Origin of the sequence: Paraburkholderia sp. SIMBA_027 (genome assembly GCF_046535315.1) — a bacterium.
GTDB lineage: Bacteria > Pseudomonadota > Gammaproteobacteria > Burkholderiales > Burkholderiaceae > Paraburkholderia > Paraburkholderia tropica.
The window spans coordinates 303,013-320,763 of record NZ_JAWRWY010000009.1; the positions used below are offsets into that span (position 1 = coordinate 303,013).

General features: G+C 65.7%; 6 protein-coding genes. 2 read left to right on the forward strand and 4 right to left on the reverse strand.

All coding sequences use genetic code 11. The features are described from left to right. Positions 1–9 precede the first annotated feature (9 nt). Positions 10–1,086, forward strand: coding sequence for a glycosyltransferase (locus tag SB764_RS19170; RefSeq protein WP_161495532.1), 1,077 nt, complete (start codon positions 10–12; stop codon positions 1,084–1,086). Between the two features lie 207 nt (positions 1,087–1,293). Here SB764_RS19170 and SB764_RS19175 read toward each other — a convergent pair whose 3' ends face one another. Further along, complete coding sequence (locus SB764_RS19175) at positions 1,294–2,553, reverse strand: acyltransferase (protein ID WP_321892792.1); 1,260 nt, start codon at positions 2,551–2,553, stop codon at positions 1,294–1,296. Between the two features lie 252 nt (positions 2,554–2,805). On the opposite strand from SB764_RS19175, the gene SB764_RS19180 reads away from it, so the two are divergent. Next, complete coding sequence (locus tag SB764_RS19180) at positions 2,806–3,774, forward strand: FkbM family methyltransferase (protein ID WP_410864339.1); 969 nt, start codon at positions 2,806–2,808, stop codon at positions 3,772–3,774. Between the two features lie 30 nt (positions 3,775–3,804). Here SB764_RS19180 and SB764_RS19185 read toward each other — a convergent pair whose 3' ends face one another. From SB764_RS19185 to SB764_RS19195, 3 genes are read right to left on the reverse strand one after another with little or no spacing between them, the layout of a single operon-like run. Continuing rightward, positions 3,805–5,031, reverse strand: a complete 1,227-nt coding sequence (locus SB764_RS19185; RefSeq protein ID WP_410864341.1) for an SGNH/GDSL hydrolase family protein — start codon at positions 5,029–5,031, stop codon at positions 3,805–3,807. 20 nt (positions 5,032–5,051) lie between these two features. Further along, entirely contained in the window at positions 5,052–7,412 is a 2,361-nt protein-coding gene (locus SB764_RS19190; RefSeq protein WP_410864343.1) for a condensation domain-containing protein, read from the reverse strand. Positions 7,413–7,463: 51 nt separating this feature from the next. Further along, positions 7,464–17,522 (reverse strand): amino acid adenylation domain-containing protein, encoded by a 10,059-nt coding sequence (locus SB764_RS19195; RefSeq protein ID WP_410864345.1) that lies wholly within the window; start codon positions 17,520–17,522, stop codon positions 7,464–7,466. Positions 17,523–17,751 lie beyond the last annotated feature (229 nt).

Genomic DNA, 17,751 nt, shown 5'->3' on the forward strand with positions numbered 1-17,751 from the left:
GAGCAAGCAATGTCGATCGATGTCGATTTTTCGCTGGCGCTGAACGACCGCACCGGCAAGCTATTTCTCGGCAAGGATATTATTTCGACGCTGGGCGGGCAGGTCTCGCGCGTGCGTTACGGACGGTGGCACGAGTTTCCGCACAGCGATCTGATGCGCCGCGTCGTGGGCCGTCTGACGCACAAGGAAACGCTCGCGCGCGTGTATCGCTCGCCGTTCGCCGCGGTGTTGCCGGTGATACGCGATCCGCGTCCGACCTTGCATCTCGATCCGTTGAGCGTGGTGCGCCATCGGCTGGAGCCGCGCGATATCGTGCTGTGTCACGATGTCGGGCCGATCACGCATCCGCAGTATTTCGCGCCGGGCGTCGACGATCTGTATCTGCGTGCGTACGACCAGATTCGCCGCGTGAAGCCGCATATGGTGTTTGTCAGCAAGACCTCGCAGCAGGAATTTCACCGGCTGTATGGCTGTGATTTTGCGTCGTCGAAGGTGATTTACATTCCCACGCGGCTCGGCGTGAAGGACGGCGAAGCGAAGGCTGTCGACGGTGTGGGCGCGCGTTTTCTGTTGACGGTCGGCAGCGTGGGCGATCGCAAGAATCAGGCGCGCTGCATCGAGGCGTTCGCGGCGAGCAGACTCGCGCAGCAAGGCTGGCAGTATGTCGTGGTGGGTGGCCGCGAGCCGGGCGCCGACACGGCCATTAATCTCGCGCGGCAGACGCCAGGCGTCGTGCTGCCCGGTTATACGACGGACGAGCAATTGCGCTGGCTGTACCGCAACGCATCCGGCTTCGTGCTGATGAGCTTGCTCGAAGGTTTCGGCATGCCGGTGATCGAGGCGATCGAGCACGACTTGCCGTGCCTCGTGTCGCGCTCCAGCATTCTGACTGAAGTGGGCGGCGACGCGATGCTCGACGCCGATCCGCTCGAACTCGAATCGATCGCGATGGGCATGCAGGCGCTCGCCGCCATGCCCGCCGACGAGCGTCAGCGCAGAATCGACCAGGCTCGCCGCCATTTGCAGATCTTCGCGCGCGAACCGATTCTTGCCTGCTGGCGGGAATTGATCGAGCGGATGGGCTGAGAGCGGGCTAACGCGTCGAGTGAATTACGGCGTGGCGGCGGAGGCGAGGAGAACTCAATGTTCGCCGCGGGTTCTGTTTTTCACGGTCGTCGTCGGCAAGGACCCGGGCGTCTGTCTGCATCTGTGTGCTTGCGTCAGTCCACGATCAGGTCGTATCGGTATTTCGACTCGTCAATACGTGGACCCCCTTCATCTCAACGATTCGATTCAGTTGCCCGCCGCTTTCTGCGCGCAACTGGCGGCCGTGATCTTTCCACGGCCGCCAGTTGCGGCGAGTTTTCTCGCTAACTGGATCGTCGGCGCGTCGACAAACCGTTCAAACCAGTTCGCACAGAAAAGTGTCGCGGTGGTGCCGGTGACGATCGAGACACCTACGGCCATCAAATATCCGTGGGGTGCGAGCAGCGCGAACACGGCGCACCCGAGCGAAAGCATGATCGGGAAATGGAGCAGATAGACGCTGAACGAGAGGCGTCCAAGCGTATGCAGCGGGGAGGCGGACAGGAGTCGGCGCGCGAGCGGAAGCAGCATCACGCCGAGCAGCACCATCACCGCGCCGAGTGAACTTTCAAAATGTGCGTCGTTATACGCGCGCAGGTTCGAGTGATTGACAAGCCAGACGTCAAGTGCGAGCACACGCGGAAGACCGCGGTGAACACAGATATACACGCCAGCGCCAATCAGCGCGATCGCGGCGGCGACGCGCATCTTGCCGCGCAGGCCCAGCAACCGGTGCCGTCCGAGATACATGCCGAAACCAATCACAAACAGCGAAAGCTGGCTCGTACCTGTCCAATAGAGCGTGACCGCCAGCAGCATGCCGAAGGCGACGGGCGGCAGGCGCCGGTACGTGACCGCGAGAAACAGAACCAGCATGGAGCCCCAGAACTCGCCGTGCAACGTCCACATCGGCGCGTTGAGCGCGAAACCCTGCGGGGAGAACATTTTGGCGGCATCCGGGAACGCCATTTGCATCAGCGAAACGCCGTTATAGCCAACCAGCATCGAACTGAGCAAAACGTCTTTCATGACGGAGCGAAGCGACATCGGGTTCTGATAGACGCCCGCGAGCCATTGGGAAGCCGAAATCGCATGTGCTGCTGCCCTGGCAGGGTAGATGAGTGGAAACAAGGCGGCAGCGATCAACGCGGCCACGGCCACGGGAACGAACAGGCGCACGAAGCGCTTGGCGATCGCGCGCCAGACAGACAGCTCCGATTTGATGAACGATTGGGCGAGAACGAACCCACTCATCACGAAGAAGAGATAGACAGCGGAATAGCCGTCGATGGCGTACGAAAGAATGCTGTGCGAAAACCCCGTTTCCCAGCCAAAATGGCTGACTGATCCCGCGTCGGCTGCCACAGGGAGGAAGCACGAAAAATAGTGCAGAAACACAACTTGCAGTGCTGCGAGGCCGCGCAGCCCATCCAGAAAGTCGTAGCTTTCCTTTTTTTCAAGGGCCATGCCCCCTCCGTCTTGGAATTTTGACGGGATTGTAACCTCTATGAACAATTCTTTACGTGTTTAATCGGGCGGATTTCGCCGGGTCACGGATAGCGTCAATTATCGGGGTCAAATACCGGATACATCCGGCATCGAGCAAGAAGGAAACGGATAGCCCGTAGCAGGATCGAAAATACAATTCTGAGAGGCAGCCACATGAGAATCCCATTTGGCCTTCATCGACGCATCCCGAGAGTGCGCCGAGTTCTTGAATTGCTTGCCCAGACGACTGCCGAACGCGATCGCTTGCTTGCGGAGCGAGATCAGCTAAGGAATACACTCGCCGAATTGACGAGACGGCAGACGTTCGCGGACGCGGAATTGACACACGCGCAGCAGACGAACACGCAACTTGAGCGAGCGCTCAGGGAGCGTGTGGCCGGCGAGCATCCACTTCTCTACGGCAATGTCGACGCCATCATGGGCGAAACCGCCAGGCGCATCTGGTCGCTCTTACGCCCCATGGATCCGGTGGGCAAGGATTTCGTCCGCAAGGGCCGACCGCATGACGGTGGTTATTTGATGGTCGATCACCAACTCCATAACGCCGTAGCCTATTCGCTAGGTATCAACGACGATGTGTCGTGGGATCTGGACATGGCCGCGCTGGGGTGCGAGATCTACCAGTACGACCACACCGTTGACCGGCTCCCGGTCGAGCACCCTCGATTTCACTGGTTCAAAAAGGGCATTGCTGCGTCGGCGAGCACGGATGGGCAATTCGATTGCCTCGACAGCCTGATTGCATGTAACGGCCACGCAGGGCGAACGGATCTGATCCTGAAGATGGATATCGAAGGTTTCGAGTGGGAAACGTTCGAGGCGATGAGCGAAAAGACGCTGCGTCAATTCTCGCAAATCGTTCTGGAAGTGCATTCTCTCGTGTTAGGCGGCAGCAAGCTGCAGTCGCGTATCGCCCGGGTGCTGGAAAAGCTTTACCGGTCGCACCAACCGGTGCACGTTCACGCCAATAACCACGGGTTCGTGGGGTTCGTGGGCGGGGTCATGATGCCTGACACCATGGAGTTGACTTACGTCCGCCGGGCTGATCATCAGTTCACGCTCTGCCATCGCATGTTCCCAAGCAGCTTCGATATGCGATGTCGCCGTGATGTTCCGGACTTTTTTCTGGGTGCGTTGGGCGCACTCCCGGAACCGGAAGTCGAAACAGTCAGTTGTTGAGTTTCAAAGGACGTCGATCGCGGGGCGGCGCTACGGCGAGCCACGTGCAGATGCGGAATACTCGTGGGCGCTCAGTGCTGGGGCCGTCCCTGACGTCTCGCCATTCCCACCCGCCGCCGCATGCGTCGAAGCCGCAGAATTCGCGGCAAAGCTCGGCTGCAAGAAGCTCAACACCTGCGCGTCCGTGATCGGTTCGATATGCAGGCCGAACGCGGTGTTCAGCGCGGCGATCAGATGCTGCGTCCAGAGCGTATTCCAGACCACGCCCGCGTGCCCGTCCGAGAGCACCGCATTGTGCGGATCGTCGCCCGACGTATTGGTCACGGCCCAACCCGGCGGAAGCCGCACCGTCTTGTAGCGCGGGCGGCCCTGCTCGTCGCGCGCGCCCCATAGACCGCGGAACCACGCGCGATCGTCGAGAAAAACCACATGCTGTCGATCGGCGGCCGCGAGCTTGCGCAAGCCGTTGTCGTAGCGATCGAGGCCCGCATCGATATTGGCGATCGCCGCGCCGGACTGCCAGCTGTCGAACTCGATCGACCAGTCCGCATTGCTGAGCACGCCGACGAGCACGACATGCGTATCCGGATGATGCGAGCGGATCAGCGCCACCGTCTTGCCGATCTCGGCGAGGCAGGCGTCGATGCGCGCGTTCGGCTCCGGCGCGTTGCGATCGTGCGACAGCGCGTCGAGCACCGCGTGATCGCCGAGGTCGTTGATGCCGATGCGGATCAGCACGACGCCGCCGCGCCAGGCTTCGGATTCGCCGTCCATCAACTCGACGAGGCGAATGGCCTGGCGCTGCGAATGCCCGAGCAACTGGCTGCAATTCGCGCCGCTCACGGCGAAGTCGTAGCGATAGTCGTCCTTGCGCGGCGTGCGGGCCGACGCGCCGAACGCTTCGTTCACGTAGGCGCGCACCTTGCCGCTGCCCCAAGCGCCCCATGCGCCGAGATCGACCTGATCGCCGCGCAGGCGCGCCAGCACTTCGGTCCACTGCCAGGTGGTGGCGCGCCACGCGCCGCCGCGCACGTCGGGGCCGCCGAGCATCAGCGTGTCGTGGTAGGACTGGCTGTCCGAGTCGCCGAGCACGGCGAAACGGATCTTCGCGTCCGGCCGTTCCGCCGCCGCCGCCGTCGCGGCCATCGCCACGGGCGCGCGGCGAAACAGGCCGGGCGCGGCCAGCTTCACGCACAGCGCGACGAGCGTCAGCGCGCTGCAAAACGCCACCACCAGCACTCTGCGCGAAGGCGACATGAAGCGATCCTTGCGTGTCGTCAGGCGTGCGCCGGGCGCGTGAAGGGAGCGGGCGCGTCGCGGTCGTCCGCGCTGTTCGCCGCGCTGCTGCTGACATCGCTGCGAACACCTTGCGTCTCGATGCCCGCCAGGCGGTTGCGCAACTGTTCGCCCATCACCGCCGAGCCCGCTGCGCGGAACATCTGGTTGTGCATGCCAGGCACTTCGGTCACGACCAGCTTGCCCGTCACCACGTCGCCCCAGCCCATGTCGTTCGCGAACAGACGTCCCTTGAGCACCTGCGCGCTGCGGAAGATCTGCACGTTGCCGTCGTAAGGCGCGGGACGGTAGCGCGCCTGTTGCTCGCGCAGATAGCCGATATTGCGGCCATACCAGAGGTTTTCGTCGACCGCGTTGCCGCCGGGATCCTGCTTCAGCAGGCCGAGCTTGAGGCCGATCTGGATCAGGCGGAACCAGCGCACCGTGCGGAATTGCTGGAGGAAATGGATCGCCGACATTTCGCCGCGCCTCGTCGCGCGGAAGTCGCGCGGAATGTCGTCGCTGCGGACCTGAATCTTGCGCAGGATCTTGTCGTACCACGGCATCGATTCGCGATAGCCGGGCCGCCACGAGTCGTTGAGGATCACGAGTTCCACCGTGTCGCCTTCGCGCCGCATCTGATGCGCGGCTTCGAGCGCCATCGCGCCCAGCACGCAATAACCCATCAGGATGTACGGGCCTTCGGGCTGAATGCGCTTGATGAGGCGCACGGCGTCGGCGGCGATGTCCTCGAAGGCGCGCGGCGGGAAGTGCTGCGGCGTCTTCGGCACCATCGGCATGTCGACGATGGCGCGTTGCGCGCCCACCTGCTGCGCGAGTTCGTAGAACACGGCGACGTTGTTGAGCACGATGATGGGCGTCTGCGTGCCGTCCTCGTTGAAGCGCACGACGCTTTGCACCTTCGCGTCCATCTCGGCCTGGCTGATGAAGGCGCTGTTGCCGACGCCCGCTGCGATTTGCGTCTGCGTTTGTGCTTGAGCCTGTGAATGGACGGGCGCGGCTTTCTGCGCAGCCACCGGCGCCGTGATCTCCACGTTCTGCAGCACGTCGCGCCACGTCGCGAGATGCGCGTCGAGGGTGGCCACGTCGTAAAGATCGAGATCGCCTTCGCACGAAATGCGCCAGCCTTCCGGACGGCGCACCATGAAGAAGTTGAGGTCGTAGAGCGCGCCCGCGTTGAACGACGGCGAGGTGGTCGCGGCGAACGCGTCGCGGCGCACTTCGTCGCCCATGCCGACGAAGCTCTGCTGCAACGCGAAGTTCACCGAACACAGCGGCGGCCGATCCGTGCTTGCCGCTTCGCCGGCCATCTCGCGCATCTCCTCGAACGGCACGTGCAGATGTTCGATGGCGTCGCTGAGCTTCGCGCCGCATTGCGCGATCACCGAAGCGAGCGTGCTGTCCGGCGCGACGTCGAGGCGCAGGATCACCGTGTTGATCAGCGGTCCGATCACGCCTTCGAGTTCCTGCTGGTCGCGCACCGACATTTGCGTGCCGATGGCGACGCGCGCCGTGTTCGAGCTGCCCGTGGCCTTCTGCAACGCCATGGCGAGACTCGCCGCCGCCACGCTGAACAGCGTCACGCCTTGCGCCTTCGCCGCCGCGATCAAATGCTCGCTCAGTTCGAGCGGCAGCAGGATCGAGCGGATCGCGCCCTGGAAGCGCCGCTCCTGCCCACGCGCGCGGTCGCCCGGCACGTCGAAGCGGCTGAAATCGCGCAGCTCGTTGCGCCAATGCGCGCGCGCACGATCGAGCGCGCCGCTGGCGAGAAACTCTTCTTTCCACAGCGCGTAGTCGCCGTGATGCAGATCGACGTCGGCGTACGCGGCGTCCTTGCCCGCATGCAGCGCGGCGAGGCCTTCGACGAGTTCGCGCACGACAATCGCAAACGACCAGCCGTCCATCACGAGCGAATGGAAGGTCAGTTGCAGCTCGCCTTGCGTCGACGAACGCGGCAGCCACACGGCGCGGAAGTACGAGCGCGAGGCGAGATCGAACGGCGTGCGCGCCTGCTCGCCGCCCACGCGTTGCGCTTCGGCCAGCGCGGCCTGATCGTCGAGACCGCTCAGATCGATCACGTCGAGACGGAAGGGCGCGTCGCTCCACACCTGCTGACGCAACCCCGCGCCCGTCATCAGAAAACCGGTGCGCAGGATTTCGTGGCGCGCGACCAGATCGGCGAGCACCTGTTCGAGACTCGCGGCATTCAACGGCCCCGACAGTTGCAGCCGGAACGCGATGTTCAGCGCCGACGCGTGCGGCGCGGCCTTCTGCTCATGCCAGAACCGCGTCTGGCAGGCGGTCGCCGGGAACAGCGCGTAGCCGCTATCCAACGCTGCCACGCTATCCGCTGCTTCCGTCGGCGCGATCTTCAACGCTATCCCGTTCATCGCTCACATGCCTCCTGCGTTGCGACGCTTGAAGTTGAGGATCGAGGGTCGCGCGACCGCGGCTACTTCGGCCACGGCTTCGACTTGCGCGCCATCGAGACTCGCCGCGAGTTGCGCGATCGAGACGTTCTTCATCAGTTGACGCGCATCGACGCCGAGACCGCGCTCGTTCATGCGGGCGACGATGCGGAACAGTTGCAGGCTGTCCGCGCCGAGGCTGAAGAACGGCTGGTCGATGCCGATTTGCTGCACGCCGAGCACGTCCGACCAGATCGAGACGAGCGTGGCTTGCGTGGGCGTCAGCGCCGCGGGTTCGCTGGCGGCATCCGTGGTGCTCGCGGCGCCTTGCGCTTCGACCGGCGCGGCCGTCTGCGGCACGGCCTTGAGCGTCGCATGCGCGGCCGGAGCCGGACGCGCGGGCGCGGCCACCATGTCGGCGCTCGGCACCGGCAGCGCCTTGCGGTCGAGCTTGCCGTTCTGCGTTTGCGGCAGCGCGTCGAGCACCATCCACAGCGTCGGGACCATGTAGGTCGGCAGTTCCATCGCCACGTACGCGGCGATCTCGCCGAGATCGGCCTTGCCTTGCTGCGTTTCGACGACATAACCGACGAGGCGCGGATGATCGTTGACCGTATGCAGCGCGACCGCCGCCGCCGCGACGCCCGGCGCTTTACGCAGCGCGGCCTCGATATCCTCGATCTCGATGCGGAAGCCGCGCAGCTTGATCTGCTGATCGCGGCGGCCCAGATGCTGGAGCGCGCCATCGGCCAGACGCTTCGCGAGGTCGCCGGTGCGATAGAGACGCGCGGACGCCGCGCCTTCGACGGCGATGGTGCGGAACGCGGCGTCGGTGAGGTCGGGGCGGTTGAAGTAGCCCGTCGCGAGTCCTTCGCCGCCGATCCACAGTTCGCCGGTCACGCCTTCCGGCGCGAGACGCAGATCGTCGGTCAGCACATGCAGTTGCGTGTTCGCGAGCGGCGCGCCGAGCACGACGGCGCCGGTCGGCTGCACGCGCGCGGCGGCGGACCAGATCGTCGTTTCGGTCGGGCCGTAGAGGTTCCAGACTTCGGCGCCGGTGGCGAGCAGCGCATCGGCGAGATCACGCGGCAGCGGTTCGCCGCCGCAGAGAATCTTGAAGCCTTGCGGCGCCTTGAAACCGGCTTCGAGCAGCATGCGCCACAGCGACGGCGTGGCTTGCAATACCGTGGACGCCTGCGCCTTCAGTCGCGACACCAGCTCGTAACCCGTGCGCACTTCCGCGTGGCCCGCGACGAACACCTGGCCGCCGGTCACGAGCGGCAGGAACAGTTCGAGGCCCGAAATATCGAACGAGAACGTGGTCACGGCGACGATGCGGTCCTGCGCGGTGAAGCCCGGCTCCTGCGCCATCGAAAGCAGGAAGTTGCTCAGCGCGCGATGGGGAATTTCCACGCCCTTCGGTTGGCCCGTCGAACCCGAGGTGAAGATCACGTAGGCCGCATCGGCGTCCTGCACGCGGGGCAGCGCGATGCTCTCGTCCTGATGCTGCGCGAGCAGCGTTTCCAGTTCGAGCACGCGATGATCGCCCGGCTCCAGCACGGCGCGGCTGCCCGCGTCGCTGAGCACGGCGGCAATGCCCGCGCCGTCGAGAATCTGACGCAGGCGCGCTGCCGGCATCGTCATGTCGAGCGGCACGTAGGCGCAGCCCGCGCGCCACACGCCGATCATCGCGGCGACCGTCATCGCCGTGCGTTCCATCGCGATCGCGACGCGGCCGTGCTGGGCGATGCCTGCCGCTACGAGACGGCGTGCGATCTGATTGGCGCGCGCGTCGAGTTCGCTGTAGCTCAAGCTCGCGAATTCGTCGGCGACGGCGACGGCATCGGGCGTCTTGTGCGCCTGCGCGGCGATCAGCGCGGGCGTCGTCTGCGTGAGATCGTAGGCGCGCTGCGAGGCGTTCAGTTCGTCGCGCAGATGGCGGATCTCGGCGTCGCCGAGCAGCGGCAGCGTGGCGATGGACGTGTCGGCGTCGCGGGCGATCGCGCCCAGCAGCGTTTCGTAGTAACCGAGCCAGCGCTGGATCGTCGATTCGTCGTAGACGTCGGTGTTGAAGTCGCAATCGAGACGCAGACCTTGCGCCGATTCGATCACGTTCAGGAACAGATCGAAGTTGCTATACGCCTTCGCGTTCGGCGCGAAGCGCGTGCTCACGCCCGCCATGTCGAGCTGCGAATCGACCTTCTCCAGATTGAATTGCAGATCGGTCAGCGGCAGGCGGCTGAAGTCGCGCTTGATGCCGAGGTCGCGCACCAGCGCGCCGTAGGTGTAGTTCTGGCGATCGCCCGCATCGTAGAGATGATCGCGCACGGCCTTCATGTGCGTGGCGAACGACTGCGCGCCGTCGAACTTCACGCGCAGCGGCAGGAAGTTCACGCAGTGGCCCGCGAGCAGCGCTTCGCCGGCTTGCGATTGACCCGCCATCGGCGCGGCGATCACCACGTCGTCGCGGCCTGCGAGGCGGCCGAACAGCACTTGCGCTGCGCCGAACAACGCGGCGAACAGCGAGCAGCCTTGTTTCGACGCGGTGGTCTTGACCTGCTTGAGCAGATCGGCGCTCAACAGACGCGTGGTCGATGCGCCATTGAAGCTCTTCACTTCGGGACGCGCGCGGTCGCCGGGCAAGTCGAGTTGGGGCGCGCCTTCGCGATGCAGATTCATCCAGAAGTCGCGCGTTTCCTGATCGACGCCGGCTTCGTCCTGCGCCTTCGCGAAAGCGAGGAAGCTCTGCACTTCATCGAGCTCGGCGGCCGTGCCCGAGACTTCGGCGGCATAGAGCGCCTGCAGATCGCGCAGGATGATGTTGATCGACCAGCCGTCGCAGATGATGTGATGCGCTGTGAACACGAAGGCCCACTTGTTCGCTTCGAGACGCACGAGCGCGGCGCGGGCCAGCGGCGCACGCGTGAGGTCGAAGACTTCGCGCGCTTCGGCGTCGACGAGCGCGGCGAGTTGTGCGTGCGCGTCGGCTTGCGTCGAGAGGTCGATCTGTTCGAGCGGCACGCGGGCGTCGGCATCGGCGAACATCGTGTCGCCGACGCGCGAGAAGTGCGCGCGCAGCGCATCGTGCCGCGCGACTGTCGCCGCGAACGCACGCTCGAAGGCGGCTTCGTTCAGATCGCCCGACAATTCCAGCGTGAACGATTCGTTGAACGCGAGCGACGCCTCGTGGCTTTGCTGCGCCGACATCCAGATTTCCTTCTGCGGCTCGGTCAGCGGCGCTTGCGTCGGCGCGGGCGCTGCGGTTGCGGCTGCGGGAATCGCAGCAGGCGTCGAAACCGGCTGCGCCGTGCCGCCGAGAATGCCCGCGGCTTGCAGCGCGGCGATCGCTTCGACGAAGGCGTCGCCGATCTTGCGGATGTCTTCGTCGGAATGGCTTGTGGTCAGGAAGCACGGGAAGCCTTCCATGATGTGCACGCCGAGGAAGCGCATATACGCGTAGAACAGGCTGCCCAGGCGATCTTCGCCCGCGAAGCTGATGTAGAACCAGCTCGAGAAGGTCTCCGCGCGCGTGGCGATGCCCACCTTTTCCAGGTGCGTGTTGATGCGCTGCACGAGGCCGTCCATGCGCGCGCCGAGCGTTTCCTGCAGCGCGGGGCCGGCTGCCTGCAGATGCAGCAGCACGGCCTTCATCGCGGCCAGCACGACCGGATGCCGCACGAAAGTGCCCGCGAAGAACGTCGGCGGCACTTCGGGCACCGAGGCATCGCCGAATTGCCATTGGCCGCCGTCGAGCGCGTCCATGTATTGCGCGCTGCCCGCGAGCACGCCCACCGGCAGACCGCCGCCGACGACCTTGCCGTACGTGGCCATGTCGCCCTTGATGCCCCAGTAGCCTTGCATGCCGGCCGGGTGCACGCGGAAGCCCGTCACCACTTCGTCGACGATCAGCGCCGATTCGTTCGCGGCCGTCACGTCGCGCAGTTGCTGCACGAACTCCTTCGGACGCAGATTCGGATGGCGCGACTGCACCGGCTCGATCAGCACGGCGGCGATGTCGTCGATATTGGCCTTGATCCACTCCAGGCTTTCCGAGCGCGCGTAGGGCAGTACGACCATGTTGCCGACCGAGCTGTTCGGGATGCCGGGGGCGAGCGGGAACGCGCGCGGCACGCCGGCTTCGCTGCCCGGCTTGACGAGCACTTCGTCGAACTGGCCGTGATAGTCGCCGTCGAAGCAGACCACCTTGTCCTTGCCCGTCACCGTGCGCGCGAGGCGCATCGCGGCCATCACGGCTTCCGAGCCCGTGTTGCAGAACGTGACGCGTTCGTGGCCGGTCATGTCGGCGAACATCTGCGCGACTTCGCCCGCGAGCGGCGATTGCGGTCCGATCGCGAAGCCTTCGGCCATTTGCGCGTTGACGGCGTCCACGACGAAGTCGGGCGTGTGGCCGAACGCGGTCTGGCCGTAGCCGTTCACGAGGTCAATGTATTCGTTGCCGTCGACGTCCCAGATCTTCGAGCCCTTCGAGCGTTGCGCGACGATCGGATAGACGAGTTCCTTCCATTCTTCGCGGAAGCCGCTCGCGGTGCGCGGGTCGGCGAGCACGGCGCGGTACGTCTGCGTGCGCGACTTCGACGTGGCGGTTTTGGCCGAGTAGCGCGTGGCGAGATCGGTGATAAAGGCGCTTTGCACGTCGGTCATCTGCGCCGAGGTCGTCGCGCCGGGTTTGTAGGCGGTGAAGCGCGTCGGGCGGTTTTCCTCGAACTTGATTTCGGGACCGGCGGCCGGTGCTGCTGCTGCTGCTGCTGCGGGTGCTGCCGCTACGGGCGCTGCAACTGCTGCTGCAACCGGTGCTGCAACTGCCGCCGGTGCCGCGATCGCCGCAACCGGTTGAGCGACGGCGACCGGGACGCCTTGCAGCACGTCGAGCTGACGCGTCATCAGCGACTGCATGGCGGCGATCTGATCGCGGATCACCGATTGCACGTCGCCCGTGACAGGCAGCGCGGTCACGGCGGTCACCGCAGTCGCAACCGGCGCGGTGACAGTCGGTGCAGCGACCGGCGCGGCAGCAACCGGTGCAACCACCGCAGCCGTTTCAACCGGCGCGGGCGCGGCCACGGGTTCCGGATCGGGCGGCAGCGCGCCGTCGAGGAACTGTGCGAGCGCGGGCAGCGTCGGGTAGTCGCTCATGATCTGGCGGAAGCTGATCGTCACGTCGTAACGGCGGCGCAACTGGCGCGAGACCTGACCCATGAACAGCGAGTCGTAGCCGAGATCCCAGAAGGTCACATCCGGATTGGACGTGTCCGGCGCTTCGCCCGACATTTCGGTGAGGAGCGACGCCAGTTCGGCGACGAGACGCGGCTTGCGGTCGATTTGAGCGGTTTGGGCCATGGCGGTCTGGGAATGGTCGGTAATCGCGTGAGTGGAAGCGGGCGTGGCAATCGCCGCCGCTTGCGTCTGTTCTTGCGGTTGTGCTTGTGTCGTTATTTGCGTTTGTTCTTGTGCGGCAGCGGGTCGAACGGCGGCCGTGGCGGGCGCGTCGATCCAGTGGCGTTCGGGCTCGAACGGATACGTCGGCAGCGCGATACGGCGCGCATCCGCGCCATGCAGTGCGCGCCAGTCCGGCGTCGCGCCGTTGAGCCAGAGCCGCCCGGTCGCTTCGGCAAGCACGCTCAGTTCGCGTTCGCGCTGCGCGAAATCGGGCAGCGAGGCGATGGCAGCTTGATAGCGGTCCTTCGTCAGCCCTTGCGTCGCGAAGGTCGCGAGCGTGCGGCCCGGGCCGATTTCGAGCAGCAGCGGCTTACCCTGCGCGGTAACGGTCGCGAGCGCATCGGCGAAACGCACCACGTCGCGGCAATGGCTGGCCCAGTAGCGGCCCGACACCGGACGATCGGACGCCGCCCATTGCCCCGTCACCGACGACACATACGGAATCTTCGGCGGCGCGAACGTCAGGCGGTCCGCGACCTTGGCCAGTTCTTCCACCACGCCGGACATCATGCGTGAGTGGAACGCGTGTGACGTATGCAGGCGTCGATGTTCGATATCGCGCGCCTTCAGCGTGGCCTCGAACGCTTCGATCGCCGCGAACGGACCGGCCACGACGCTCAGCGTCGGCGCGTTGATGGCGGCGAGATCGACGTCTTCGGGCAGCGCGGCGCGCAGTTCGGCTTCGGGCAGACGCACGACCAGCATCGCGCCCGGTTCGGCCGACTGCATCAGCGCCCCGCGTTGCGCGATCAGCCGCAGCGCGTCCTCGAATTCGATCGCTTCGGCCACACAGGCCGCAACCAGTTCGCCGACGCTATGGCCGATCATCGCCGTCGGCCGCACGCCGCGCGAGATCCACAACTGCGCCAGTGCGTATTCGGTGAGGAACAGCGCGGGCTGCGCGTAGATCGTCGAGCGGATCGGATGCGGGGTGTCGTCGCCTTCGGGCACGTCGCTCAGCAGCATCGTGCGGATGTCGAGGCCGAGATGCGGCGCGAGCGCTTCCGCACCCTTGTCGATCCACTCGCGATACACCGGCTCGCTGCGATAGAGCGCCGCGCCCATGCCCGGATACTGCGCGCCCTGACCGGGGAACATGAAGACGACGGCGGGCGCGGCTTGCGGCGCCTGCGCTTCGAGCGCGCCTTTTTGCAGCTTCGCCTGCGCCTGATCGAGCGTTTCGGCGACGATCACCGCGCGATGCGAAAACGCGCGACGGCCCGTTTGCAGCGTCGCGGCTACGTCGGCGAGTGCGAGTGGCGGAGGGGACGCGAGCGGGTTGGCCAGGTAAGTTGCGAGATTCGCTTTCGCGCGTTCGAGCGCGGCCGCGCTGCGTGCCGAAATCGGCAGGATCTGCGGCGCGGGTTCCGCGTGCATATCGGCGTGCGCATCGACGCGTTCGCGCAGCGGCGCTTCCTCAAGCACGACGTGCACGTTCGTGCCGCCCACGCCGAACGAACTCACGCCCGCGCGGCGCGGCGTCGAGCCCTCGGTCCATGCGCGCGCGGCCGTGTTGAAGTAGAACGGGCTGCGCGCCGCATCGATGCCCGGATTCGGCGACTGGAAATGCGAGAGCGGCGGCAGCGTGCGCTCGCGCAGCGCGAGCGACGCCGCGATCAGACCGGTGACGCCCGCAGCCGCATCGAGATGGCCGACGTTTGCCTTCGCGGACCCGAGCGCGCAGAACTGGCCGCCTTCCACGCCGCCCAGGCGGAACGCCTGCACGAGCCCCGCGAATTCGATCGGATCGCCGAGCGGCGTGGCCGTGCCGTGCGCTTCCACATAGCCGATGGTCGCCGGATCGATGCCCGCTTCGGCGTGCGCGATGGCGATGGCGCGCGCCTGCGCGTCGACGCTCGGCGCGGTGAAGCCGACCTTGTCCGAGCCGTCGTTGTTCATGCCGACGCCGCGAATCACGGCGCTGATCGGATCGTTATCGGCGAGCGCGTCTTCGAGGCGCTTGAGCAGCACCACGCCCGCGCCGCTGCCGAACACCGTGCCTTGCGCGTGCGCGTCGAACGGACGGCACACGCCGTCGGCCGCGCCCATGCCGCCTTCCTGGTAGAAGTAGCCGCGCTTTTGCGGGAAGGTGATCGACACGCCGCCGGCCAGCGCCATGTCGCAGCGTCCCGCGCGCAGATTTTCGACGGCGAGGCCGATCGCGGTGAGCGAGGTCGAGCAGGCCGTCTGCACCGAAATCGCCGGGCCTTTGAGACCGAGCTTGTACGCCGTGCGCGTGGCGACGAAATCGCCTGCGCCGACCAGCTTCTGATACTCGCCGATCTGGAACTGGCTCGTGAATTCGTCGATCACGGCGCGGTCGGAGAGCACGTGCTTGAGGAAGTACGTGTTCATCGACGTGCCTGCGAACACGCCGACCGCGCCCGCGACGGCGGCGGGATCGTAGCCCGCGTCCTCGAACGCTTCCCATGCGATTTCGAGGAACAGGCGCTGCTGCGGATCGGTCAGCGCGGCTTCGCGCGCGAGCATGCCGAAGAAGCCCGCGTCGAAACGATCGACGTCGGGCAGAATCGGGCGCGCCTTCACGTAGCTCGGATCGCGGCGCATGGCGTCGTCGAAACTGTCTTCGAGTTCCGACACATCGAAATGCGTGACGCAGTCGCGGCCCGCGAGCAGATTCGCCCACAGTTGCGCGACGTTGCGCGCGCCCGGAAAGCGTCCGGCCATGCCGATCACGGCGATGGCGCCGCTCGTCTGCGTGCGGCGCGCTTCGAGCTTGCCGCCTTGCGGCGCGCCGAGCGTGGCGCGCAGATGCGCGGCCAAAGCGTCGACGTTCGGATGGCGGAACAGATCGACGAGCGCAAGCCCTTGCGTGACGTCGCGCGCGATGATCGCGTGCGCGCGCATCAGATCGAGCGAGCGCAGACCGAGGTCGAAGAAGTTCGCGCGGCGATCGACGGGCTTGCCGAGCAGACCTTCGAACACGGCGGCGAGCGGGTCGGCGAGGTCGTGCTCTTGCGATTGCGATTGCGTCTGAGTTTGCGTGCTTGCCGAAGGCGCGGCGGCGATATCGAGTTCCGCGAGCAACGCCTTGCGATTGATCTTGCCGTTCGGCGTGAGCGGAAAGTCGGGCAGCACGCGCAGTTCGGTCGGCACCATGTAATCGGGCAGCGCCGCTTTCAGATGCGTGCGCAGCGCGTCGACGAAGGCGGCAGCCGAAGCCGCGTCGGCCTTCACGAAGCCCGCGATCGCTTTGCCGTTGCGGCCTTCGAATGCGGCGACTGCCGCATCGGCGACGCCCGGCGCGACGCGCAGCGCGTGTTCGATTTCATCGAGTTCGATGCGCTTGCCCGCGATCTTGATCTGCCGGTCGTTGCGGCCGAGGAAGTCGATCGCGCCGTCCGCGCGGCGGCGCACGAGGTCGCCGGTGCGATAGAGTTTCGCGCCTTGCGTAAAGACATCGTCGACGAATTTTTCGGCCGTCAATTCCGGGCGATTCAGATAGCCGAGCGCCACGCCGTCGCCGCCCACCACGAGTTCGCCCACCTCGCCATCGGCGACCGGCGCGAGTTTGTCATCGACGATATACGCCTGCGTGCCGGCAATCGCGTAGCCGATCGGAATCGCGTCGCCATGTGCGAGCGCTTCGTCGCGCGGAATGCGAAAGCAGCACGAAAACGTGGTGTTTTCGGTCGGACCATAACCGTTGACGACTTGCACTCCGGCGTGCGCGTCCATCACTTTGCGCACGTGCAGCGGCGACAGCACGTCGCCGCCCGTGAGCACGTCGTGGAGCGGCGCGAACGCTTCGAGCCGATAGTCGGCGAGCGCGTTGAAGAGGCCCGCCGTGAACCACGCGCTCGTCGCGCCGAGCCGCGCGATGTCGGCGGCGATGGCGTCGAGCGAAGGCTGGACTTCGTTGATGATCGCGGCGCATCCGCCGTTGAGCAGCGGGCCCCAGATTTCCAGCGTGCTTGCGTCGAACGCAAGCGGCGCGAGATTGAGGAAGCGCGTGTCCGGCGTGAGCGCGGTGAAGGTCTGGCCGTGCACGAGACGCAGGATCGCGCGATGCGGCACGATCACGCCCTTCGGCTTGCCGGTCGAACCCGACGTGTACATGATGTAGGCCGCGTCGTCGCGTTCGCTCGCGTGCGGCGCGGCGGGCGCGGCGTGTTGCGCGGCGGCGATGAGGTCGGCGAGATCGACGGGCGCGCCGTGTGCGCCGTGCGAATCGCCGGCGTTCGCGAGCGTGCTCGCATCGGCGATCACGAGTTTGGGCGCGCAATCGGCGACGATGAAATCGAGCTGCGCGCGCGGATAGGCCGGATCGAGCGGCACATAGACCGCGCCCACGCGCAGGATCGCGAGGATCAGCGCGAGCGTGTCGCGGCTGCGCGGCACCATGATCGCGCAGCGTTCGCCCGCGGCGAGCCCGCGTTCGCGCAAAACGGTTGCGAGCCGCGCCGAACGGTCGCCGAGATCGGCATAGCGCTCGTCGCCCGTTGCGTCGATGGCGGCAAGGCGATCGCCGAATTGCGCGCGTATCGTTTCGAAACGTGCAACGACGCCCGGTCCCGTCTCTGAGCCGCGTGGCGATGCAGCGGACAAATCATCGCGATGTGACATTTGCCGGTCTCCCAATAACTTTTGATCGGCCATCGGAAATCATTGGATCGTCGATTCGTCACCGTTTGCGCGATGCCCCGTTGCACCGCGGTGAGTTCACGACCTGAAGAAAAACCCCGTTACCGCTCGACTTGTTCTCGCCTGGCCGCGTGTTCAGCGGCCATCTGGAGGCGAGAAATATTCTGTAAGTCAAATTTAATTTTCTGAGGCGCGACTGTCCGTACGGCGT

Excerpts from the sequence above, each read along its gene's own strand:
- SB764_RS19175 (WP_321892792.1), bottom strand. The coding sequence starts at position 2,553 with ATGGCCCTTGAAAAAAAGGAAAGCTACGACTTTCTGGATGGGCTGCGC.
- SB764_RS19195 (WP_410864345.1), bottom strand. The coding sequence starts at position 17,522 with ATGTCACATCGCGATGATTTGTCCGCTGCATCGCCACGCGGCTCAGAG.
- SB764_RS19170 (WP_161495532.1), top strand. The coding sequence starts at position 10 with ATGTCGATCGATGTCGATTTTTCGCTGGCGCTGAACGACCGCACCGGC.
- SB764_RS19185 (WP_410864341.1), bottom strand. The coding sequence starts at position 5,031 with ATGTCGCCTTCGCGCAGAGTGCTGGTGGTGGCGTTTTGCAGCGCGCTG.